We start from the raw sequence: 19,577 nt of genomic DNA on the forward strand, positions 1-19,577 counted from the left end.
AAGGGCCCGGGCGACCGGGCCCTTCGTCGTGTTCGGGTACCGTTCTCCCTCGTGCGCATCGAGTTACGCCCCGTCCGCCCTGCCGGTTGGTGGTTCGACGCGTTGCTGCTCGCGGGCTTCGCGCTCATCACGATCCTGCTCGCGGCGAAGACCCCGCTGCTGAGCCTGGATCTCGCCGTGCGCGACTTCGTCGACGCGCACCGGCCCCGGTGGTTCTACCTGGCGCTGCGCGCGGGCAACCTGCTCGGCCAGGGCGGGGCCGTCCTCACGCCGCTGGTCGCGATCGTCGCCTTCTTCATGAGCCGGGCCCGGCACACGCTCCGCCCGTTCCTGCCGCTCATCGGGGCCGAGCTGATCACCTACGTGACCATCGGCCCGGTGAAGCTGTGGACGGATCGCACCGCGCCGAGCAACCACGAGCTCAGCCATCCCGAGTGGCTCTTCCGGATCGACTCGGGGATGTCCTATCCGTCGGGCCACGTCATCAACACCATCGTGTTCTACGGGGTGCTGGCGACCCTGCTCACCGGGGTGCTGCGCCCGGGGTTCGTGACCGCGATCCGCTACGTGGTCCCGCTCGTGGTGCTGATCACCACGACGTACCTGAGCTTCCACTGGTTCACCGACGGGCTCGGCGCGCTCATGCTCGGCGTGCTCCTCGACCGCATCCTGCGGCGGGTGCCGTGGGACGCGGTCCCCCTGGGTGTCTTCAAGAGCTGGTCCGGCCCGTTCTACGACACCCAGGAGCCGGCGCGCATCACGCGCTGAACGTTGAGCTCCGCGTCGAGCAGCACCAGATCCGCGGCGGCGCCCTCGCGCAGCTCGCCGGCGCCGTCCAGGCCGATCGCCCGGGCGGGCGTGCCCGAGGCCATCCGCGAGGCGTTCACCAGCGACAGCCCCGCGCCCACGGCCCGGCGGAAGGCGCGGTCCATGGTCAGCGTGCTGCCGGCGATCGCCCCGTCGCGGGTCAGCCGGGCCACGCCCTCGGCGACGTCGACGCTCTGCCCGCCGAGGTCGTAGGTGCCGTCGGGCATGCCGGCCGCGGCCATGGCGTCGGTGATGAGGGCCGCGCGCGCCGGGCCGGTGACCGAGGCGGCGAAGGCCAGGGTGCCGTCGTGCAGGTGGATGCCGTCGGCGACGAACTCGCAGACCACGCCGGCCGCGCCGAGCAGGGCGAAGACCGGGCCGGGCTGGCGGTGGTGCGGCGGGCGCATGCCGTTGAACACGTGCGTGCCGACCGTCGCGCCCGCCTCGACGCCGGCGAGCGTCTCCTCGTAGGTGGCGTCGGTGTGCCCGATCGCGGCGACGACCCCGCGCTCGACCAGCAGCCGGATCGCCTCCAGGGCGCCGGGGAGCTCGGGGGCGACCGTCACCAGCCGTACCGCACCCTCACCCGCGTCGATGAGCGACTTGAGCTCGCCGAGGTCCGGGTGGCGCAGGTGGGCCGGGTTCTGGGCGCCGCAGCGGGCCTGGGACAGGTACGGGCCCTCGAAGTGGATGCCGGCGATCACGCCCTCGGCCGCGAGCGGGCCGAACGCCCTGGTGGCGCTCATCATCAGCTCCGGCGACGAGGTGACCAGGCTGGCGAGCATCGTGGTGGTGCCGTGGCCGAGGTGGTACGCGGCCGCCTTGCGCGCCTCGTCCGCGTCGCCGGTGGTGAAGGTCGCGCCCCCGCCGCCGTGCACGTGGATGTCGACGAACCCGGGCACGACCAGGGCGGCATCCGCTGCCCGGCCGGAGGGCGACTCGCCGACCTCGGCGATCCGTGAGCCCTCGACGCGGACGAAACCGTTGTCGATGACGCGGTCGCCCGCGACGACCCGGACCCCGGATACCACAGTCATGCGGTGCTCTCCTTCATGTGCAGGTGGTCGAGCGCGATCAGGGCCGCGCCCAGGCAGCCGGCCTCGTCGCCGAGCGCCGCGCGGGTGATCTCGGGCTCGCGGTGGAACGTCACCCGCGCGTGCACGCCGGCCCGCAGTGGTGCGAGCAGGGCCTCGCCGGCCTCGGCCAGGCCGCCGCCGAGCACGATCACCGCCGGGTCGAACAGCGCGATGCCGGTCATGAGCCCGTCGGCGAGGGCGTCGATCGTCTCGCGCCACACCTCGACCGCGGTCGCCTCGCCCTCGGCGGCCAGGCGCGCGACCTCCTCGGCGGTGGCGGTGCGGCCGGCCTGCTCGGAGTAGCGCCGGCCGACCGCCGACGCCGAGGCGATCGCCTCCAGGCAGCCGCGCTGGCCGCAGCCGCACTCGGGGCCGCCCGGGCGCACCACGATGTGGCCGATCTCGCCGCCGGCGCCGTGCCCGCCCGTGTAGACCTGGCCGTGCACCACGTTGGCCGCGGCGATCCCGGTGCCGATCGGGATGACGAGCACGTAGTCGCGGCCCCGCCCGGCGCCCAGCCGCGCCTCGGCGAGCCCACCGGCCCGCACGTCGTGGCCGAGGGCCGCGGGCAGCCCGAGGCGGGATTCCAGCAGGGCCTGCAGCGGTACGTCCCGGAAGCCGACGTTCGCCGCCCAGACCGCGATGCCGTTGACCTCGTCGATGACCCCGGGCACCACCAGCCCGGCGCCGACCGGCTCCAGCCCCTTGGCCCGCGCGGTGGCGGCGAGCCCCTCGGCGATGTCCAGGATGGTCGCGACGACGGCCTCGCCGCCACGCTCGGCCCCGGTCGGGTGGCGCTCGGCGTGCTGCACCGTGTGCAGCGCGTCGCCGTCGGCGCCGACGAGCGCGCACTTGATCCCGGTGCCCCCGACGTCCAGAGCGATCACGGTCTGCGTCATGTGCGGCTCTGTCCTCGCCCCATCGTTACTGTGAACAAACCTTCCGGTTGGCGCATCATCGCGCACCGGCCGTCGGGCTGGCAACTGTCGCCCATCCGTTGGTTCGAGCAGTCACCTTTGCGTTTACCGGCCGTTTCGCGCATTATTGTGCACACATCTCGCACCGTACGCGCAGGGAGGGGCCGCGTGGACCGTTACGCGCGCTGGAACGCGCTCCTCGAGATCCTCACCGACAGCGGCCGGATCAGCGTGGAGGACGCGGCCGAGCGCCTCGACGTGTCCCAGGCCACCATCCGGCGCGACTTCGACCAGCTCGCGCAGCAGCAGATGATCACCCGTACCCGGGGCGGGGCCGTCGCCAACGGGGTGTCGTACGACCTGCCCCTGCGGTACAAGACGGCCAAGCACGCCCCGGAGAAGCAGCGCATCGGCGCCGCCGCGGCGGCCCTGGTGTCGCCGGGCATGGTGGTCGCGCTCAACGGCGGCACCACCACGACCGAGGTCGCCCGCGCGCTCGCGGTGCGCCCGGAGCTGACCGGCGGCGTGGACGACGCCCAGCTCACGGTGGTCACCAACGCGCTCAACATCGCCAACGAGCTGCTCGTGCGCTCGCGGATGAAGATCGTGGTCACCGGCGGCGTGGTCCGCCCGCAGTCCTTCGAGCTCGTCGGCCCGCTCGGCGGCAACATCCTGCGCGACGTCACGCTGGACATCGCGCTGCTCGGCGTCGACGCGCTCGACGTGACCCTCGGCGCCGCGGCCCACCACGAGGGCGAGGCGGCGATGAACAGCCTCATGGTCGCCCGCGCCCGCCGGGTCGTGATCATCGCGGACAGCTCGAAGCTCGGCGGGCACGCCTTCGCGCGCATCTGCCCGATCGACCGCATCGACACCCTGGTCACCGACTCCAACGCGACCGAGACCACGCTGGGCGCCTTCCGCGAGGCCGGCGTGAAGATCGTCACCGCCTGACTCCATGGCTTCACCCGCGGGACCGCGGACCTGAGCTGGGTCGGCGGCCGCGTTGCGGAGCGGGTGATCGAGGCGCTCACCCGATAGGGTGGTCGGCGTGGGTGAGGTGCGCAGGATGCGGCGCGACGACGTCGCGACCGCTCGCGTGCCCGCGCAACCGTCCACAGAGGACATCGACGACTTCCTCGACGGCGACGAGCCGGCCCCGGCGCCGGACATCGCGGTCGCCGAGGAGCCGGCCGAGCTCGACGAGCGCGGCAAGCGGATCCTGGCGTTCGAGAAGCAGTGGTGGCGGCAGGCGGGCGCCAAGGAGCAGGCCATCCGCGACACCTTCGGCCTCAGCGCGACCCGCTACTACCAGCTGCTCAACGGCCTGCTGGACAACCCGCTGGCGCTGGCCCACGACCCGATCGTGATCCAGCGCCTGCGCCGCCTGCGAGCCTCGCGCGCCCGCCGCCGCTGACGCTGCTGGCGCGGCATCGCGCAGTGCCCGTTCGGGGCTCGTCCCGTGCCGGTGCTCGTTGCGCCCGGCTCGATGCTTTCCATGCCCGACCCGGCCGCGGCGGAGCGCGCTGCAGCGGCGAGTGTCGGTGATGGCGGAGCGCGATCCGGCGTCAGCGGGCCTTCTGCTGCTCCGCGTAGTTGGCCAGCCACTCCACCTGGGTCGGGTCGAGCGACGGCCGCACCCGCGAGCGGGCCAGCTCCACGTGCGCCGCCGTCACCTCGGTCGCGTCCAGCGACTCCCGCATCGCGGCCAGGGCCGACTCCCGCACCAGCGCCGCGCAGTCCGCGGCCGAGAAGCGGTCCAGCGACGCGGCCAGGGCGGCGAGGTCCACGTCCGGCGCGAGCGGGACCGACTTGGCCGCCGCGCGCAGGATCTCGGCGCGCGCGTCGGCGTCCGGTGGCGGCACGAAGACCAGGCGCTCCAGGCGGCCCGGGCGCAGCAGGGCCGGGTCGACCAGGTCGGGGCGGTTCGTCGCGCCGATGACCACGACGTTGCGCAGCGACTCGACGCCGTCGAGCTCGGTGAGCAGGGCCGCGACCACGCGGTCGGTCGTGCCGCCGTCGGTCGCCTGGCCACGGGTCGGGGCCAGGGCGTCCACCTCGTCGAGGAAGACGAGGGTCGGGGCGGCCTCGCGGGCGCGGCGGAACAGCTCGCGGACCGCCCGCTCGGACTCGCCCACCCACTTCGAGAGCAGCTCGGCGCCCTTCACCGAGAGCACGTTCGCCTTGCCGGTGCCCGCGATCGCCTTGACCAGGAAGGTCTTGCCGCAGCCGGGCGGGCCGTAGAGCAGCACCCCGCGCGGGGGCTCGACGCCGAGGCGGGAGAAGGCGTCGGGGTAGGACAGCGGCCACAGCACCGACTCGGTCAGCGTCTGCTTCACCTCCACCATGTCGCCGACGTCGTCCAGGGTCACCTTGGCCAGCTCGAGCGAGCTCTCGGCCATCGACGTCGGCCGGACCACCTCCAGGGCGGCCTCGAAGTCGGCCATCACGACCTTCGGGGTCTCGGCCTCGCGGCGATGGCGCAGCGCCGCGCGTACACCCGCCTCCCGGGCCAGCGCGGCGAGGTCGGCGGCCACGAAGCCGGGCGTGCGGGAGGCGACGTCGTCGAGCTTCACGTCGTCGGCCAGCGGCATGCCGCGGGTGAGCACCGCGAGCTGCTCGCGGCGCAGGGCGGCGTCGGGCAGCGGCAGCGAGATCTCGTGGGCCAGCAGCTCCGGGGAGTGCAGGGCCGGGTCGACCGACTCGGGGCGGCTGGTGGTGCACACGACCGCCTCGCCCTCGCGGATCAGCTCGCCGAGCAGCTGGCGGAAGACCGTGGCCAGCGGGCCGGGCTGGTCGCGCGGGGCGAGCGCGTCGACGTCGGAGATGAGCAGGACGGCCGGGCCCGGTGCTCGCATCTCGTCGGCGGCCTTGCGCAGGCGCGCGGCCGCGTCGTTGTTGGTGAGCGCGGCGATCTCGGGCGCCCACAGCGCGACCACCTGGGCCTCGACCTGGGCCGCGACCGCGTGCACGAGCGCCGACTTGCCGGAGCCGGCCGGCCCGGTGACCAGCACGCCCAGGGACACGGTGGTGCCGAGCTTGGCCAGCACCTCGCCGTGGTGGAAGCCGAGGTCGAGCAGCTCGATGAGCTGCTCGCCCTGGGCGCGCAGGCCCGGCAGGTCGTCGAGGGTCGGCGCCGGGCCGGCCGGGGTCACGGCCGGCGTGGCCGGGGCCGGGGCGGAGCGGGGCGTGGCCATCACGCCGCCCGGGGCGTGTGTCGCGTGGCCGTGCAGCCATCCGACCGCGGTATCCATGGTGACCAGCGCGGCGCCGGCCGGCTCGGCCGCCTCGACGCTCAGCAGCGCGCTGGTGAACGCGTAGCCGACGGTGTTGGAAAGGCTGCGCCGGGCCGCCTCGACGAGACCGCGGTCGACCATGTGGACCGCCGGCGCCGACACCGACAGGGTGCCGAGCGAGACGTCCTGGGGCAGCAGCGACACGTTGTCGCCCACCGTGACCACCTTGCCCAGCAGCGCCAGGCGCAGCATCTCCGGCGACACGACCGCCATGATCTCGGACGGGCCGGACAGCGTGACCGTCGCGGCCGCGCGCAGCGGGGCGGTCGCGACGGTGACCTGGCCGCCGTCGCGCAGGCCGAGGTTGCCCAGCAGCAGATCGTCGGCGTAGAGCAGGGCGCGGCTCGCCCCCGGCTCGGCCACCGCGACGATGCCGGCCGAGGTTCGCCGCCCGGTGAGCGTGACCGGGTCGCCCGGGCGCAGCCCGAGCGCCGTGAGCACCTCCGGATGCAGGCGCACGACCCCGCGGCGGGCGTCGAGCGCGGCCGGGCGCAGGCTGGCAGTCAGGGTCAAGGTCGCCGACACGCGTTCGAGCGTAGCTGTTGCTGTGAAGGGGCTGAGTCTTTCCACTTTCCGCAACATCCGGTGCGTACGTTTGGCCAATGCGATTTCGTCTCCCGCGCCTCAGCCGGCGCCAGGTCATCGCCGGCGCCGTCGGGATCGTCCTGGTCGCGGGGCTGGTGGGGTGGGCCGCGGCCCCCGCGCCGAAGAGCTACCGCACCACCGACCAGATGCTCACGGTCCGCACCGGGCCCGGCGACACCGACGAGGTCACCCTCGACACGACGCTCTACCTGCCCAAGTCCGCGAGCTCGACGGCCCCGGTGCCGGCGATCCTGCTCGCGCACGGCTTCGGCGGCACGAAGCAGAGCGTGAAGAGCGACGCCGAGTTGTACGCCGAGCAGGGCTACGCCGTCCTGGCCTGGACGGCCCAGGGCTTCGGCCGCTCGACCGGGGAGATCCACCTCGACAGCCCCGACTGGGAGGTGAAGGACGCCCAGCGGCTCATCGACTGGCTCGCCGCGCGGCCCGACATCGCCAGGTCCGGCAACGACCCCAAGGTGGCCGCGGTCGGCGGCTCCTACGGCGGGGCGCTGGCGCTGCTGCTGGCCGCCCAGGACACCCGGGTCGACGCCATCGTGCCCATGATCACGTGGAACGACCTGGTCAACGTGTTCCTGCCGGGCGGGGTGTTCAAGAAGCAGTGGGCCGGGCAGTTCTTCGGCGCCTCCGAGAACCCGAGGAACCCGCAGTGCGGGCGCTTCGCGGCCGACCTCTGCCGGGCCTACCTCGACATCGCCACGACCGGCAAGGCCACCCCGGCCGCGGAGGCCCTGCTGCGCAAGTCCTCGCCCTCGTCGGTGCTGGAGAAGATCAAGGCGCCGACGCTGCTGGTCCAGGGCCAGGTCGACACGCTCTTCCCGCTCAGCGAGGGCGACGCGAACGCGCGCGGCATCGCGGCCACGGGCACCCCGGTGCGGGTCGCGTGGTTCACCGGCGGTCACGACGGCGGAACCGGCCCGCAGTCCGAGGTCGACCGGCTGCGGCTGCTCACCGGGCAGTGGCTGGACCACTACCTGAAGGGCAACGGCAAGGCGCCGGAGAACAGCTTCACCTACTCGCGCGTCTCCGGCCTCAACGCCCAGGGCCGCGGCCTGGTCACCGCCGCCTCGAAGGTGGACACCTACCCGGGCATCACCGGCCCGGGCACCACGGTGGACCTGACCGGGCCGGCCCAGCCGATCGCCAACCCGCCCGACGGCAACCCGGCGGCGATCTCGTCGCTGCCGCTCGCCGGGCTGTCGAGCCTGCTCGGCTCCAGCGGCCTGGGCTCGGGCATCTCGCGGGAGATCCCGGGCCAGCACGCCGACTTCGTCTCGGCCCCGCTGGGCGCCGCGCTCGACACCGCCGGCGCGCCGCGGGTCAAGATCCGCGCGGCGTCCCCGACCGGCGAGGCGACGCTGTTCGTGAAGCTCTACGACCTGCCGTCCAAGGGCACCCCGTCGATCCCGGACGGGCTGATCGCCCCGATCCGGCTGACGGGCCTGCCGAAGGACATCGCGGATGCGGTACCGATCACCGTCATCCTCCCCGCCGTCGTGCACCGCTTCGAGGCCGGCAGCCGGGTCGGGATCACCGTGGCGACCGCGGACACCGCCTACTGGTCGCCGCCCGAGCCGGTCGTCTACACCGTCGCGGTCGACGGGGCGATCACCCTGCCCGCCGCCACCGGGACGCCGATCGCGAACCCGGACGTCATCTGGCGGTGGGTCCTGGCCGCCCTCGTCGCCGCGATCCTCCTCGCGCTCGTGATCGCGATGCTGGTGGCCCGCGGCCGGGCCCGGCGCATCGACCGCAGCGTCGACGCCGAGCACGTGGACACGCCGCTCGTGGTGCGGGGGCTGCGCAAGGAGTACAAGGACTTCGTCGCCGTGTCCAAGGTGGACTTCACCGTCCACAGGGGACAGGTCGTCGGGCTCCTGGGGCCGAACGGGGCCGGCAAGACCACCTCGCTGCGCGTGCTCATGGGCCTGACCCGGCCCACGGCCGGCGAGATCCTGGTCTTCGGGCACCGGCTGCTGCCCGGCTCGCCGGTGCTGTCCCGGGTCGGCGCGCTCGTCGAGGGGCCGGGCTTCCTGCCCCACCTGACGGGGGCGCAGAACCTGGAGCTGTACTGGCGCGCCACCGGCCGGCCCGCGGCGGACGCGCACTTCGAGGAGGCGTACGACATCGCCGGCCTCGGCAACGCGGTGCACCGGCGGGTGAAGACGTACAGCCACGGCATGCGCCAGCGCCTCGCCATCGCCCAGGCCATGCTCGGCCTGCCGGAGCTGCTGGTGCTCGACGAGCCGACGGACGGGCTCGACCCGCCGCAGATCGCCGAGATGCGCAAGGTGCTGCGCCGCTACGCCACCGGCGGCCGGGCCGTGCTGGTCTCCAGCCACCTGCTCGCCGAGGTGGAGCAGACCTGCACCGACGTGGTGGTCATGCACCGGGGCGAGGTGGTCGCGGCCGGGCCGGTCGAGGACATCGTGGGCGACTCGCCGACGGTGCAGCTGGACGTCTCCGACGTCGACGAGGCCGAGAAGGTGCTGGGCGAGGTGGCCGGCGTGCGCTCGGTGGCGTGGTCCGGCGGGCGCGGGCTGGTCATCGACATCGACGGCACGCCGCGGGCCGAGGTCGTCGCGGCGCTCGTGCGGGCCGGGGTCGGCATCGACCGGGTCACGCCGCGGCGGCGGCTGGAGGACGCGTTCCTGTCCCTGGTGGGCGGGGACACCAAGGCGAGCGGAGAGCGCGAATGAGCGGTACGGAGCGAAGCGGAGTGGCCGCTCATCAGGGGCGCAGTTTTGGCTCAGGCCGGCGCCGGAGCGCAGCGGAGGTGTCGGCATGAGCGGTACGGAGCGAAGCGGAGTGGCCGCTCATCAGGGGCGCAGTTTTGGCTCAGGCCGGCGCCGGAGCGCAGCGGAGGTGTCGGCATGAGCGGTACGGAGCGAAGCGGAGGTGTCGGCGTGAGCACCATCGAGGTCGTCGGGGGCGCCCCCGGGTACCGGCCGGGCGCGACCCTCTCGCTGTGGACGGAGATCCGCCGGCAGGGCTCGCGGCGGCGCACCCAGCTCGCGCTGGGCTTCATGGTGCTGCTCCCGCTGATCATCCTGACCGCGTTCCAGCTCGACAGCGGCAACTCGAACGACAACGGCGGCGGGGGCGGAGGCGGCGAGTTCTCCCGCCTGTCCGACCTGGCCACGAGCGGCGGCCCGAACTTCACCCTCTTCACCCTGCTCGTCTCGGCCGGCTTCCTGCTCGTCGTCGTGGTGGCCCTCTTCCACGGCGACACGGTGGCGTCCGAGGCGAGCTGGGGGAGCCTGCGCTACCTGCTGGCGATGCCGGTCCCGCGCTCCCGCCTGCTGGCCGTCAAGCTCGCCGTGTCGCTGCTCTACAGCCTCGCGGCGATCCTGATCCTGGTGGCGACGGCGCTCGCCGCGGGCACCCTGCGCTACGGCTGGGCGCCGCTGAGCGCACCGATCGGCGGCGAGATCGCGGCCGGGACGAGCCTCGTGCGGCTGATGGAGATCGTGGCGTACCTCTGCGTCACCCTGCTCGTCGTGGCCTCCCTCGCGTTCCTGCTCTCGGTGTCGACCGACGCCCCGCTCGGCGCCGTCGGCGGGGCGGTGCTCCTGCAGATCCTGTCGAACATCCTCGACCAGATCACCGCGCTCGGAAACCTGCGCACCGTGCTGCCGACGCACTACGCCGACGCCTGGCTCGGCCTGCTGTCGAGCCCGATGCAGACCGACGACCTGGTCAAGGGGGCGATCGCGTCCCTGCTCTACGCCACCGTCTTCTTCTCGCTGGCATGGTGGCGCTTCCTGCGCAAGGACGTCGTGAGCTGACCCGTGCCGGACGGGCCCCTACCGGCGGGTAGGGTGCCCGTCCATGCGGATCTCCGCCCTAGCCGGCGCATGTGCCCTGGCCGTGGGGCTCGCCGCCCTCGCGGCCGGGCTGTACTACGACCAGACCCACCTCTACGAGTGGACCCACTTCGCCCAGAGCTCGAACCTGACCCGGGGCCCGGTGGAGGCGCAGACCGCGAAGATCTTCACGCTCATCGGCGCGATCGCGAGCGCGTTCGGCGCCACGGTGGCCGCGGGCAGCACGGTCATGGCCCGCCTCGGCGGCCGCACCGGCCGGTGGATGCTGCGGCTCGTCTCGGTCCTGCTGCTGGTGCTGATGCTCCTGGTCGCGGTCGTGCTGGTGGTCGCCTCGATCTCCGGCGAGCCGCCGGTCGCGATCATCGAGACGCCGTGGTGGCTGCTGAGCGCCGAGTGGGCCGCCCTCGCGCTGGCGGTGGCCGGTGCCGGGGTTGCGACCGCGCAGCTGTGGCGGTTCGTCCCGGCTCAGGAGGAGTAGCCGGGGACCGTCACCATCGGGGGGCGGTCCGGGTGGGCGACGGGCGTCTCGTGCGGTACCACGGCCGAATCCCGCCGCTCGAACTGCGTCAACGTCGGCCAGAGGGAGTGCCTCGGCGACACGCGGGCGTTGATCGTCTGCAGGATCGTCGCCGCCATGCGGCCCAGCGCGGCCGTGTCCTGGTGGCCGTGGGTGCGCTGACCCAGGTCGACCTGGGCGACCGCGTCGAGCCCGTGCGTGCGCCAGGCGTCGATGAGCAGGCCGGTCTCCACGCCGTAGCCGGCCGCGAACGGCAGCGACTCGAGCAGGGTGCGGCGGGCCGCGTACTCGCCGGCGAGCGGCTGCACGACCCCGGCCAGCTCCGGGAAGTGCGCGTTGAGCAGCGGGCGGGCGGCCAGCTCGGTGACCCGGCCGCCGCCGGCCGCGGAGACGTCGAGCAGGGGCCGGTCGTAGAACGCCTTCACCATCAGCGTCGCGGGGTCGGCCAGCAGCGGGCCCAGCAGCCCCGTCACGAAGTGGGGCCGGAAGTCGGTGAGGTCCGCGTCGACGTACACCAGGATGTCGCCCTTGGTGACGGCGAGCGCCTTCCACAGCACCTCGCCCTTGCCCGGCCGGGAGCCGGTCGCCGGGAGGATGTCGTCGCGGTGGTGCACGGTGGCGCCCGCGGCCGCGGCGACCTCGGCGGTGCGGTCCACCGAGCCGGAGTCGACCACGACCAGCTCGTCGACCAGGGGGCCGAGGCTGCGCACCCCGGTGACGATCTCGCCGACCGTCGGCTCCTCGTCGAGCGCGGGCAGCACGACGCTGACCCGGGTGTCACCCTTCGCCGCGAGCACCTCGTCGGCCGGCCAGTCGGGCCAGCGGGAGGTGCGCCGTGTGAACCAGTCCGCCGCCGCTGGATGCATGCCTGAAACGCTAGCCCCGCCCAGCTCGTGAGATGACTCATACCCGGCGGCCGGTGGTGCCCCTTACACTCAGATGCAGCTCCGCTCACAACTCAATACCTCATCCAGAGGGGCAGAGGGATACGGCCCGATGAAGCCCCGGCAACCCCTGCGACGTGTGCTCGAAGACGAGGCCCGTCGCGGTAGGTGCCAAATCCGTCCCGGCGCACGCCCGTGCGCTATGGGAAAGATGAGAGGAAGGCCTCCCATGACCTCGACGCTCAGCGTCTTCACCGACTCGCCCGCCCGCAACCTGGTCTGCCGCGGGTGCGGGGCGACCTTCCCGCTCGCCGCACAGCACGCGTGCTACGAGTGTTTCGGCCCGCTCGAGGTCGGCTACGACGCCGCGGCGCTGGCCAAGGTGACCCGGGAGCAGATCGAGGCGGGGCCGAAGAACATCTGGCGCTACGCGCCGCTGCTGCCCGTGGGGCTGGACCCCGAGACCCGCGTGACCCTGGACCCGGGCCTGACCCCGCTGGTGCGGGCCGACGGCCTGGGCCGGGAGCTCGGGTTCACCGCGCCGCTGTACGTCAAGGACGACTCCGCCAACCCGACGCACTCGTTCAAGGACCGCGTCGTGTCCGTGGCCCTCACCGCGGCGAAGGCGCTGGGCTTCACGCGCTACTCCTGCGCCTCCACCGGCAACCTCGCCAACAGCGTCGCCGCGCACGCCGCGCGGGCCGGCGTCCCCTCGACCGTGTTCATCCCGGCCGACCTGGAGCCCGGCAAGGTCGTCATGACCGCCGTGTACGGCGGCGAGGTCGTCGCCATCGAGGGCTCCTACGACGAGGTCAACCGCCTGTGCTCGGAGCTCACCGAGACCGACGAGTTCGAGAACACCGCGTTCGTCAACGTCAACGTGCGGCCCTTCTACGCCGAGGGCTCCAAGACGCTCGGCTACGAGGTGGCCGAGCAGCTCGGCTGGCGCATCCCGGCCCAGGTGGTCATCCCGATGGCCAGCGGCGAGCTGCTCACGAAGATCGACAAGGCGTTCGCCGAGCTGGTCGAGATCGGGCTCGTCCCGGCGACCGAGTGGAAGGTCTTCGGCGCCCAGTCGGCCGGCTGCAACCCGATCGCGAAGGCGCTGCACGACGGCAGCGACGAGATCACCCCGGTGAAGCCGACCGGCATCGCCAAGTCCCTCAACATCGGCGACCCGGCCGCGGGGGTCTACGCGCTGGAGTCCGTGCGGCGCACCGGCGGGTGGATGGAGTACGTCGGCGACGACGAGATCCGCGAGGGCATCCAGCTGCTCGCCCGGACCGCCGGCGTCTACGCCGAGACGGCCGGCGGGGTCACCACCGCGGTGCTCAAGAAGCTCGTCGAGTCCGGCAAGCTCGACCCGAACGCCGAGACGGTCATCTTCAACACCGGCGACGGCCTCAAGACCCTCGATGCGGTCGCCGACCGGGCGGTTCCCACGCACCGGGTCAAGCCGTCGCTGAAGTCGGCCCGCGAGGCCGGTCTGCTCGGATGATTTTTTTGCTCACGCGATCACGGTGCGTTGATCTGCGGAGAGCGCTTCCACGCTTGGACGAGGGGCGGCTCGTCCGAGCGGGGGAGATGATCGATACCGAGCGTAGTTATTGATGCGCGGATCGTCGGATGGGTGACTTGACGCCCTAGGTCCCGAGGTTCAGGATGCTCGGTGCGGGAGGACGTGTCGCCGCGAGATCCCTGGATCCGCGACCACAGCACCGGAGGTGCTGGCGAGCGTCCTCCCGACCATTTCCGGGCATAAATGGATTGCCGGGGGCCGCGGCGCGGCGACACCCTGAGGCCCATGACCCCGCACACGCTCGAGATCGTCGAGGTGCGCGCCGACGACCCGGCGGCCGTCGACGCGGCGTTCGAGATCGTCGGTGAGTCGGTCCACGCGGACCGGCCCGATCTGCCGCCGGAGTGCCGGTACCAGTACGACATGCAGTGGCGCGTCCCGCCGCCCCGCGGACCCCGCCACCGCTTCCTGGCCCGTCGCGGCGGTGAGCCGGTCGGTGTCGCCCAGCTCGACCTGCCCCGCCACGACAACCTCGACAAGGCCCTCGTCGACGTCCACGTCCGCCCGGCCCACCGGCGCCGGGGCGTCGGCCGGGCCCTCTTCGCGCACGCGACCGCCGTCGCCCGCGCCGCCGGCCGCACGAGGGTGCTCGGCTTCGGCCCGGCCGAGCGCGCCGGGTTCGCCGAGTCGTGCGGGCTGACCAACGGCCTGCTCGACGCCCGCCGCCGGCTGCTGCTCGCCGACGCCGACGAGGCCGCGCTCGACCGGCTCTACGCCGAGGGCCGGGCGAAGGCCGCCGGCTACCGTCTCGTGCACTGGGGCGACGCGCTGCCGGAGGAGTACATCGAGGACATCGCGGCGCTGGACAGCTCGTTCGTGACCGAGACCCCGATGGGTGAGCTCGACGTCGAGCCCGAGCGGGTCGACGCCGACCGGCTGCGCACCCAGCACGCGGCGTTCCTGGCGTGGGGCTCGCGGCGCTACGAGGCCGGGCTCGTGCACGAGGCGAGCGGCCGCCTGGTGGCCTGGACCGCGATCAGGGTCGCCCGGACCGTCGACTGGCACGCCTGGCAGCTCATCACCCTCGTGCACCCCGCGCACCGGGGCCGACGGCTCGGCGTCGTGGCCAAGGTCGCCAACCTGCGGGCGATGCGCGCGGCCGAGCCGGCCGTGACCACGATCGACACCTTCAACGCGACCGACAACCCGTACATGATCGCGATCAACGAGGCGATGGGCTTCCGCCTGGTCGATCACTGGGCCAACTGGCAGGGGCCGATCCGGGACTGAGGGTGCCGCCCGGGGGAACCGTCGCGGGAACTCGTCAGATGGTCGGCGGGCCCGCTCCGCGATGGCAGGATGGCGCCATGGAGAACTCACACCCCATGTTCGCCAGCCACGCCGACACGCTGGAGCGGGCGCTGACCGCGATCGCCGAGCGTGCGTACTGGTCCAACTACCCCGAGTCGCCCAGCCCGCGCGTCTACGGCGAGCACGCCGCCGCCGACGGCGAGGCGGCGTACAAGGCCTACCTCGGCACCGACTTCCCCCTCAAGGATCAGCCGGGCATCACCGACTGGGTCGCGACCGAGGCCTCGCCCTTCGGCATCGCGCTCGACGTGCGCTACCCCCACCTCGACCTCGACGCCGCGTTCGCCGCGCTGGCCGAGGGCATGCCCGCCTGGCGCGCGGCCGGCCCGCAGGCCCGCACGGGCGTGTGCCTGGAGATCCTGGCGCGCCTGCACAAGGCCGCGTTCGAGCTCGCCAACGCCGTGCACGCCACCACCGGCCAGGCCTTCGTCATGGCCTTCCAGGCCGGCGCGCCGCACGCGTTCGACCGCGCCCTCGAGGCGGTCGCCTACGCCTACCGCGAGATGACGCGCACCCCGGCCATGGCCGACTGGCAGAAGCCCGCGGGCAAGGGCCAGACGCTGCACATGTCCAAGACCTTCCATGTCGTACCGCGCGGGGCCGCCCTGGTCGTCGGCTGCAACACGTTCCCGACCTGGAACTCCTACCCGGGCTTCTTCGCGTCCCTGGCCACGGGCAACCCGGTGATCGTCAAGCCGCACCCGGGGGCCGTCCTGCCGCTGGCGATCACCGTGAAGATCGCCCGCGAGACGCTCGCCGACGCCGGCTTCGACCCCAACCTCGTGCTGCTGGCCGCGGAGGCGCCCGGCGAGGGGCTCGCGAAGACCCTGGCGCTGCGCCCCGAGGTGCGCATCATCGACTTCACCGGCTCGACCGAGTTCGGCGACTGGCTGGAGGCCAACGCGCGCCAGGCCGTGGTCTACACCGAGAAGGCCGGCGTGAACACCGTCGTGATCGACTCGACCGACGACTTCGCCGGGATGTGCCGCAACATCGGCTTTTCCTTGGTGCTGTACTCCGGGCAGATGTGCACCACTCCGCAGAACATTCTCGTGCCCGCCGCCGGCATTGCCACGAACGAGGGGCACAAGACGCTCGATGAGGTCGCTCAGGGCATTGCCGGGGCCGTCTCGGCGCTCACCGCGGAGCCCGCGAAGGGCGTGGAACTCACCGGCGCAATCGTGAACCAGGGCGTTCTGGAGAGGCTCCAGAAAGCCGCGACGGTCGGCGACGCGGTGCTCGAATCATCAGACGTTTCACACCCGGCTTATGCGTCGGCGACGGTCCGCACGCCACTCATCCGGAAACTCGGCGCGGGCGATGTGGACACTTATGGCTCGGAGTGGTTCGGCCCCATTTCCTTCGTTGTCGCCACCGATTCCACGGCGGGCAGTTTGCGGATCTTCGCGGACACCGTCGGGAAGAAGGGCGCATTGACCGCTTCGGTGTATTCGACGTCCCCGGAGGTCCTCGACGCCGTGGAAGAGGCCGCACTACTTGCAGGTGTGCATTTGTCAGTCAACCTTACGGGCGGCGTCTTCGTGAACCAGTCGGCCGCGTTTTCCGACTTCCACGCCAGCGGCGCCAATCCCGCCGCCAATGCCGCGCTCACCGACGGTGCCTACGTGGCGAGCCGCTTCCGCGTAATTCAGTCACGCCGTCACGTGTAGCGGCGAAGGTCAGTAACACGTAGTCGCCGGGCGATGCTTGACTCTGCAACGAAAAATTGCGAGAAGGCATGCTCGGCGACCTTTTCCGGCTGTTTGATTCGTGACCTTGCTGTCCGATTTGGGCCTGTCGGCGCCTCGACTACTCCTGTACCGTGCGGTTCGGTCGTCGTTCCTCTCGCCGGAGGCCACTCCCGGTCCCGGCGGCTGTGGTCGAAGACCGCGGCCCGGTTTCCCACAGCCGGCCGGGAGGCAGAAGGTCCGAAGTAGAGGAAGTGCACCGTGGCACAGGGCACCGTCAAGTGGTTCAACAGCGAGAAGGGCTACGGGTTCATCGCGGTCGACGGGGGGCAGGACGTCTTCGTCCACTTCTCCGCGATTCAGATGGACGGCTACAAGTCGCTGGAGGACGGACAGCGCGTCGAGTTCGAGATCGCGCAGGGTCAGAAGGGTCCGCAGGCCGAAGGGGTCCGGCTCCTCGCCTGACCCGGACTCCGAATACCGCGCCGGGGCACCGTTCTCATTGTTGAGGAACGGTGCCCTGCGCCCTTGTTCTCCGGCATGCACGTCAATGCCCGAATTCTTGCCAATCGCGCCGCTCGCGCGGTTTCACCACGACGAGGCGGCCTGGCAACCGGGGCGCCACCGGGTTCGACGGCCCGGACTCGCCGGTGCGGATGGCGTGCTGCAGCCGCGTGAGCCAGCCGGCCGGTTCGAGGCCGCGATGTGAACTGGCTTGTGCCGCATGGCCTCGACGCCGGCCTCCGAGCGCCGATCGAAGTCGACCAGTCGAGCTGGCCGTGGCCGAGCCGGAACTGGTAGCCGACCGGCGCGGTACTCCGCCGAGTTCGGCGGCGATGCCGACCGGCCTGCACCGCGCGTGGACGCGGGCCGCGCTCGAGGCCGGCAAGCACGTGCTCGCCGGGAAGCCGCGTTCACCGCCCCGGCGCGGTCTCGAGCCAGTGGTGCGTATCACGGACGCCCAGGGCGCACACGAGGAGCGGTTGCCCGCCGACCACCAGTTCCGGCGGGCGTTCGAAACCTTCGCGGCCCCGGTGCGCGAGGGCCGCCACGAGCCGGATCCGGCCACGCTGCGCCCCGCGGAACTGGGCGATGACGTGCGGCGCAGTGCCCGCCGGGCCTCCTCCACTGTTTCACCTGGCGGGCTTGCCTGATTGCTTGCACTCGCCGGGCCAGAGTGCTAAACAAGGACTTGGCACTCGCAACCCGTGAGTGCCAAGGTCGGGACGGTGCAGACCTCTGGTGGGCAATCACCTGAGGCTGGTCGTCGCGGGCTCATCCGGCCCGACCGCCGGGGACCCGGTTGGGTCCCGTGAAGGTGCGAAAGCAGGCGGTGAGCCGCCGGCCCCACGGGGTCGTGGCGAATCGTGAGTGTCCAGGAGGACAACGCCGAATGGCCAAGATTATCGCGTTCGACGAAGAGGCGCGCCGCGGTCTCGAGCGGGGCATGAACCAGCTCGCCGACGCCGTCAAGGTGACCCTCGGCCCCAAGGGCCGCAACGTCGTGCTCGAGAAGAAGTGGGGCGCCCCCACCATCACCAACGATGGTGTGAGCATCGCCAAGGAGATCGAGCTCGAGGACCCGTACGAGAAGATCGGCGCCGAGCTGGTCAAGGAAGTCGCGAAGAAGACCGACGACGTCGCCGGTGACGGCACGACGACGGCCACCGTGCTCGCGCAGGCGCTGGTCCGCGAGGGCCTGCGCAACGTCGCGGCCGGCGCGAACCCGATGGCTCTCAAGCGCGGCATCGAGGCGGCCGTCGCCTCCGTCGCCGACGAGCTGGCCAACCTCGCCAAGGACGTGGAGACCAAGGAGCAGATCGCCTCCACCGCCTCCATCTCCGCCGGTGACAGCACCGTCGGCGAGATCATCGCCGAGGCGATGGACAAGGTCGGCAAGGAAGGCGTCATCACCGTCGAGGAGAGCAACACCTTCGGCCTCGAGCTCGAGCTCACCGAGGGCATGCGCTTCGACAAGGGCTACATCTCGCCCTACTTCGCGACCGACAGTGACCGGATGGAGGCCGTCCTCGACGACCCCTACATCCTCATCGTCGAGTCGAAGATCTCCGCGGTGAAGGACCTCCTCCCGGTGCTGGAGAAGGTCATGCAGGCGGGCAAGCCGCTCGCGATCATCGCCGAGGACGTCGAGGCCGAGGCCCTGGCGACCCTCGTCGTGAACAAGATCCGCGGCACGTTCAAGTCGGTCGCCGTCAAGGCCCCCGGCTTCGGTGACCGCCGCAAGGCGATGCTCGCCGACATCGCGATCCTCACCGGTGGTCAGGTCATCAGCGAGACCCTCGGCCTCAAGCTCGAGAACGCCGACCTGAGCCTGCTCGGCCGCGCCCGCAAGGTCGTGGTGAGCCGGGACGAGACCACCATCGTCGACGGTGCCGGTGACGCCGAGGCGATCAACGGCCGGGTCGCCGAGATCCGCGCCGAGATCGAGAAGAGCGACTCCGACTACGACCGCGAGAAGCTGCAGGAGCGCCTGGCCAAGCTGGCCGGCGGCGTTGCGGTCATCAAGGTCGGTGCGGCCACCGAGGTCGAGCTCAAGGAGCGCAAGCACCGCATCGAGGACGCCGTTCGCAACGCGAAGGCGGCCGTCGAGGAGGGCATCGTGCCCGGCGGTGGCGTGGCCCTCGTGCAGGCCGGCAAGACCGCGTTCGACAAGCTGGACCTCGTCGGCGACGAGGCCACCGGCGCGAACATCGTCAAGGTCGCGCTCGACGCCCCGCTGCGTCAGATCGCGGTGAACGCGGGCCTCGAGGGCGGCGTCGTCGTCGAGCGCGTGCGCAACCTGGAGGCCGGCCACGGTCTCAACGCCGCGACCGGCGAATACGTCAACCTGCTCGCCGAGGGCATCATCGACCCGGCCAAGGTGACGCGCTCCGCGCTGCAGAACGCCGCCTCCATCGCGGCGCTGTTCCTCACCACGGAGGCCGTGGTGGCGGACAAGCCGGAGAAGGAGAAGGCGCCGGCCGCGCCCGGCGGCGGCGACATGGACTTCTGAGTCCACCAGCTCCAGCAACGCGGGCCGGCTCCCCTGGGAGCCGGCCCGCGTTGCTGTTC

General features: G+C 72.3%; 16 protein-coding genes and 1 riboswitch. Of the genes, 12 read left to right on the forward strand and 4 right to left on the reverse strand.

Annotated features, from left to right (window positions below):
- The first annotated feature begins 51 nt into the window (after positions 1 to 51).
- Positions 52 to 768: a phosphatase PAP2 family protein gene (locus ACQP2P_RS02500; RefSeq protein ID WP_433612866.1), complete on the forward strand. Its 717-nt coding sequence runs from the start codon at positions 52 to 54 to the stop codon at positions 766 to 768.
- On the opposite strand, the gene nagA is transcribed toward ACQP2P_RS02500, so the two are convergent.
- On the reverse strand, positions 732 to 1,844 hold the full coding sequence (nagA, locus tag ACQP2P_RS02505) for an N-acetylglucosamine-6-phosphate deacetylase (RefSeq protein WP_433612868.1): 1,113 nt from the start codon (positions 1,842 to 1,844) through the stop codon (positions 732 to 734). The genes ACQP2P_RS02500 and nagA overlap by 37 nt on opposite strands.
- Positions 1,841 to 2,782, reverse strand: coding sequence for an ROK family protein (locus ACQP2P_RS02510; protein WP_433612870.1), 942 nt, complete (start codon positions 2,780 to 2,782; stop codon positions 1,841 to 1,843). Before ACQP2P_RS02510 ends, nagA begins: the two co-directional genes overlap by 4 nt.
- 186 nt (positions 2,783 to 2,968) lie before the next feature.
- Here ACQP2P_RS02510 and ACQP2P_RS02515 point away from each other — a divergent pair, with 186 nt between their 5' ends.
- Complete coding sequence (locus ACQP2P_RS02515; protein WP_433612872.1) at positions 2,969 to 3,754, forward strand: DeoR/GlpR family DNA-binding transcription regulator; 786 nt, start codon at positions 2,969 to 2,971, stop codon at positions 3,752 to 3,754.
- Between the two features lie 97 nt (positions 3,755 to 3,851).
- Positions 3,852 to 4,217: a DUF3263 domain-containing protein gene (locus tag ACQP2P_RS02520; protein WP_433612874.1), complete on the forward strand. Its 366-nt coding sequence runs from the start codon at positions 3,852 to 3,854 to the stop codon at positions 4,215 to 4,217.
- A 151-nt stretch (positions 4,218 to 4,368) separates the two neighbouring features.
- Here the strand turns inward: ACQP2P_RS02520 and ACQP2P_RS02525 are convergent, their stop codons facing one another.
- Complete coding sequence (locus ACQP2P_RS02525) at positions 4,369 to 6,621, reverse strand: AAA family ATPase (RefSeq protein WP_433612876.1); 2,253 nt, start codon at positions 6,619 to 6,621, stop codon at positions 4,369 to 4,371.
- A 77-nt stretch (positions 6,622 to 6,698) separates the two neighbouring features.
- Between ACQP2P_RS02525 and ACQP2P_RS02530 the strand changes: the two genes are divergently transcribed.
- The 3 genes from ACQP2P_RS02530 (at position 6,699) to ACQP2P_RS02540 (ending at position 11,004) form a co-directional block, all read left to right on the forward strand.
- The gene (locus ACQP2P_RS02530) at positions 6,699 to 9,398 is read left to right on the forward strand and encodes an alpha/beta fold hydrolase (protein WP_433612878.1); all 2,700 of its coding nucleotides are present in this window, start codon (positions 6,699 to 6,701) and stop codon (positions 9,396 to 9,398) included.
- Between the two features lie 174 nt (positions 9,399 to 9,572).
- Positions 9,573 to 10,487 (forward strand): ABC transporter permease, encoded by a 915-nt coding sequence (locus tag ACQP2P_RS02535; RefSeq protein WP_433612880.1) that lies wholly within the window; start codon positions 9,573 to 9,575, stop codon positions 10,485 to 10,487.
- Between the two features lie 43 nt (positions 10,488 to 10,530).
- A complete protein-coding gene (locus tag ACQP2P_RS02540) occupies positions 10,531 to 11,004 on the forward strand; it encodes a hypothetical protein (RefSeq protein WP_433612882.1) in 474 nt (157 codons plus the stop codon).
- Here the strand turns inward: ACQP2P_RS02540 and ACQP2P_RS02545 are convergent.
- A complete protein-coding gene (locus ACQP2P_RS02545; RefSeq protein ID WP_433612884.1) occupies positions 10,992 to 11,909 on the reverse strand; it encodes a glucosyl-3-phosphoglycerate synthase in 918 nt (305 codons plus the stop codon). The two genes, ACQP2P_RS02540 and ACQP2P_RS02545, sit on opposite strands and share 13 nt — an antisense overlap.
- 97 nt (positions 11,910 to 12,006) lie before the next feature.
- A riboswitch (SAM riboswitch) is annotated at positions 12,007 to 12,145 on the forward strand.
- Between the two features lie 11 nt (positions 12,146 to 12,156).
- Here ACQP2P_RS02545 and thrC point away from each other — a divergent pair.
- The 6 genes from thrC to groL all read left to right on the forward strand — a co-directional run bounded on the left by thrC (position 12,157) and on the right by groL (position 19,518).
- The gene (thrC, locus tag ACQP2P_RS02550; protein WP_433612886.1) at positions 12,157 to 13,425 is read left to right on the forward strand and encodes a threonine synthase; all 1,269 of its coding nucleotides are present in this window, start codon (positions 12,157 to 12,159) and stop codon (positions 13,423 to 13,425) included.
- A 306-nt stretch (positions 13,426 to 13,731) separates the two neighbouring features.
- Positions 13,732 to 14,736 (forward strand): GNAT family N-acetyltransferase, encoded by a 1,005-nt coding sequence (locus tag ACQP2P_RS02555; protein ID WP_433612888.1) that lies wholly within the window; start codon positions 13,732 to 13,734, stop codon positions 14,734 to 14,736.
- A gap of 38 nt (positions 14,737 to 14,774) precedes the next feature.
- A complete protein-coding gene (gene paaN / locus ACQP2P_RS02560) occupies positions 14,775 to 16,487 on the forward strand; it encodes a phenylacetic acid degradation protein PaaN (protein ID WP_433612890.1) in 1,713 nt (570 codons plus the stop codon).
- Between the two features lie 279 nt (positions 16,488 to 16,766).
- Positions 16,767 to 16,970, forward strand: coding sequence for a cold-shock protein (locus tag ACQP2P_RS02565; protein ID WP_190251253.1), 204 nt, complete (start codon positions 16,767 to 16,769; stop codon positions 16,968 to 16,970).
- A gap of 314 nt (positions 16,971 to 17,284) precedes the next feature.
- Entirely contained in the window at positions 17,285 to 17,659 is a 375-nt protein-coding gene (locus tag ACQP2P_RS02570) for a hypothetical protein (RefSeq protein ID WP_433612893.1), read from the forward strand.
- Between the two features lie 239 nt (positions 17,660 to 17,898).
- On the forward strand, positions 17,899 to 19,518 hold the full coding sequence (gene groL, locus ACQP2P_RS02575) for a chaperonin GroEL (RefSeq protein WP_433612895.1): 1,620 nt from the start codon (positions 17,899 to 17,901) through the stop codon (positions 19,516 to 19,518).
- Positions 19,519 to 19,577: the final 59 nt, after the last annotated feature.

This window comes from Dactylosporangium sp. CA-139114, assembly GCF_050955725.1.
Lineage (GTDB): Bacteria > Actinomycetota > Actinomycetes > Mycobacteriales > Micromonosporaceae > Dactylosporangium.

Coding starts and splice junctions, on each gene's coding strand:
- ACQP2P_RS02545 (WP_433612884.1), bottom strand. CDS start 11,909: ATGCATCCAGCGGCGGCGGACTGGTTCACACGGCGCACCTCCCGCTGG.
- paaN (WP_433612890.1), top strand. CDS start 14,775: ATGGTCGGCGGGCCCGCTCCGCGATGGCAGGATGGCGCCATGGAGAAC.
- ACQP2P_RS02510 (WP_433612870.1), bottom strand. CDS start 2,782: ATGACGCAGACCGTGATCGCTCTGGACGTCGGGGGCACCGGGATCAAG.
- ACQP2P_RS02530 (WP_433612878.1), top strand. CDS start 6,699: ATGCGATTTCGTCTCCCGCGCCTCAGCCGGCGCCAGGTCATCGCCGGC.
- thrC (WP_433612886.1), top strand. CDS start 12,157: ATGACCTCGACGCTCAGCGTCTTCACCGACTCGCCCGCCCGCAACCTG.
- ACQP2P_RS02540 (WP_433612882.1), top strand. CDS start 10,531: ATGCGGATCTCCGCCCTAGCCGGCGCATGTGCCCTGGCCGTGGGGCTC.
- groL (WP_433612895.1), top strand. CDS start 17,899: ATGGCCAAGATTATCGCGTTCGACGAAGAGGCGCGCCGCGGTCTCGAG.
- ACQP2P_RS02555 (WP_433612888.1), top strand. CDS start 13,732: ATGACCCCGCACACGCTCGAGATCGTCGAGGTGCGCGCCGACGACCCG.
- ACQP2P_RS02535 (WP_433612880.1), top strand. CDS start 9,573: ATGAGCGGTACGGAGCGAAGCGGAGGTGTCGGCGTGAGCACCATCGAG.
- nagA (WP_433612868.1), bottom strand. CDS start 1,844: ATGACTGTGGTATCCGGGGTCCGGGTCGTCGCGGGCGACCGCGTCATC.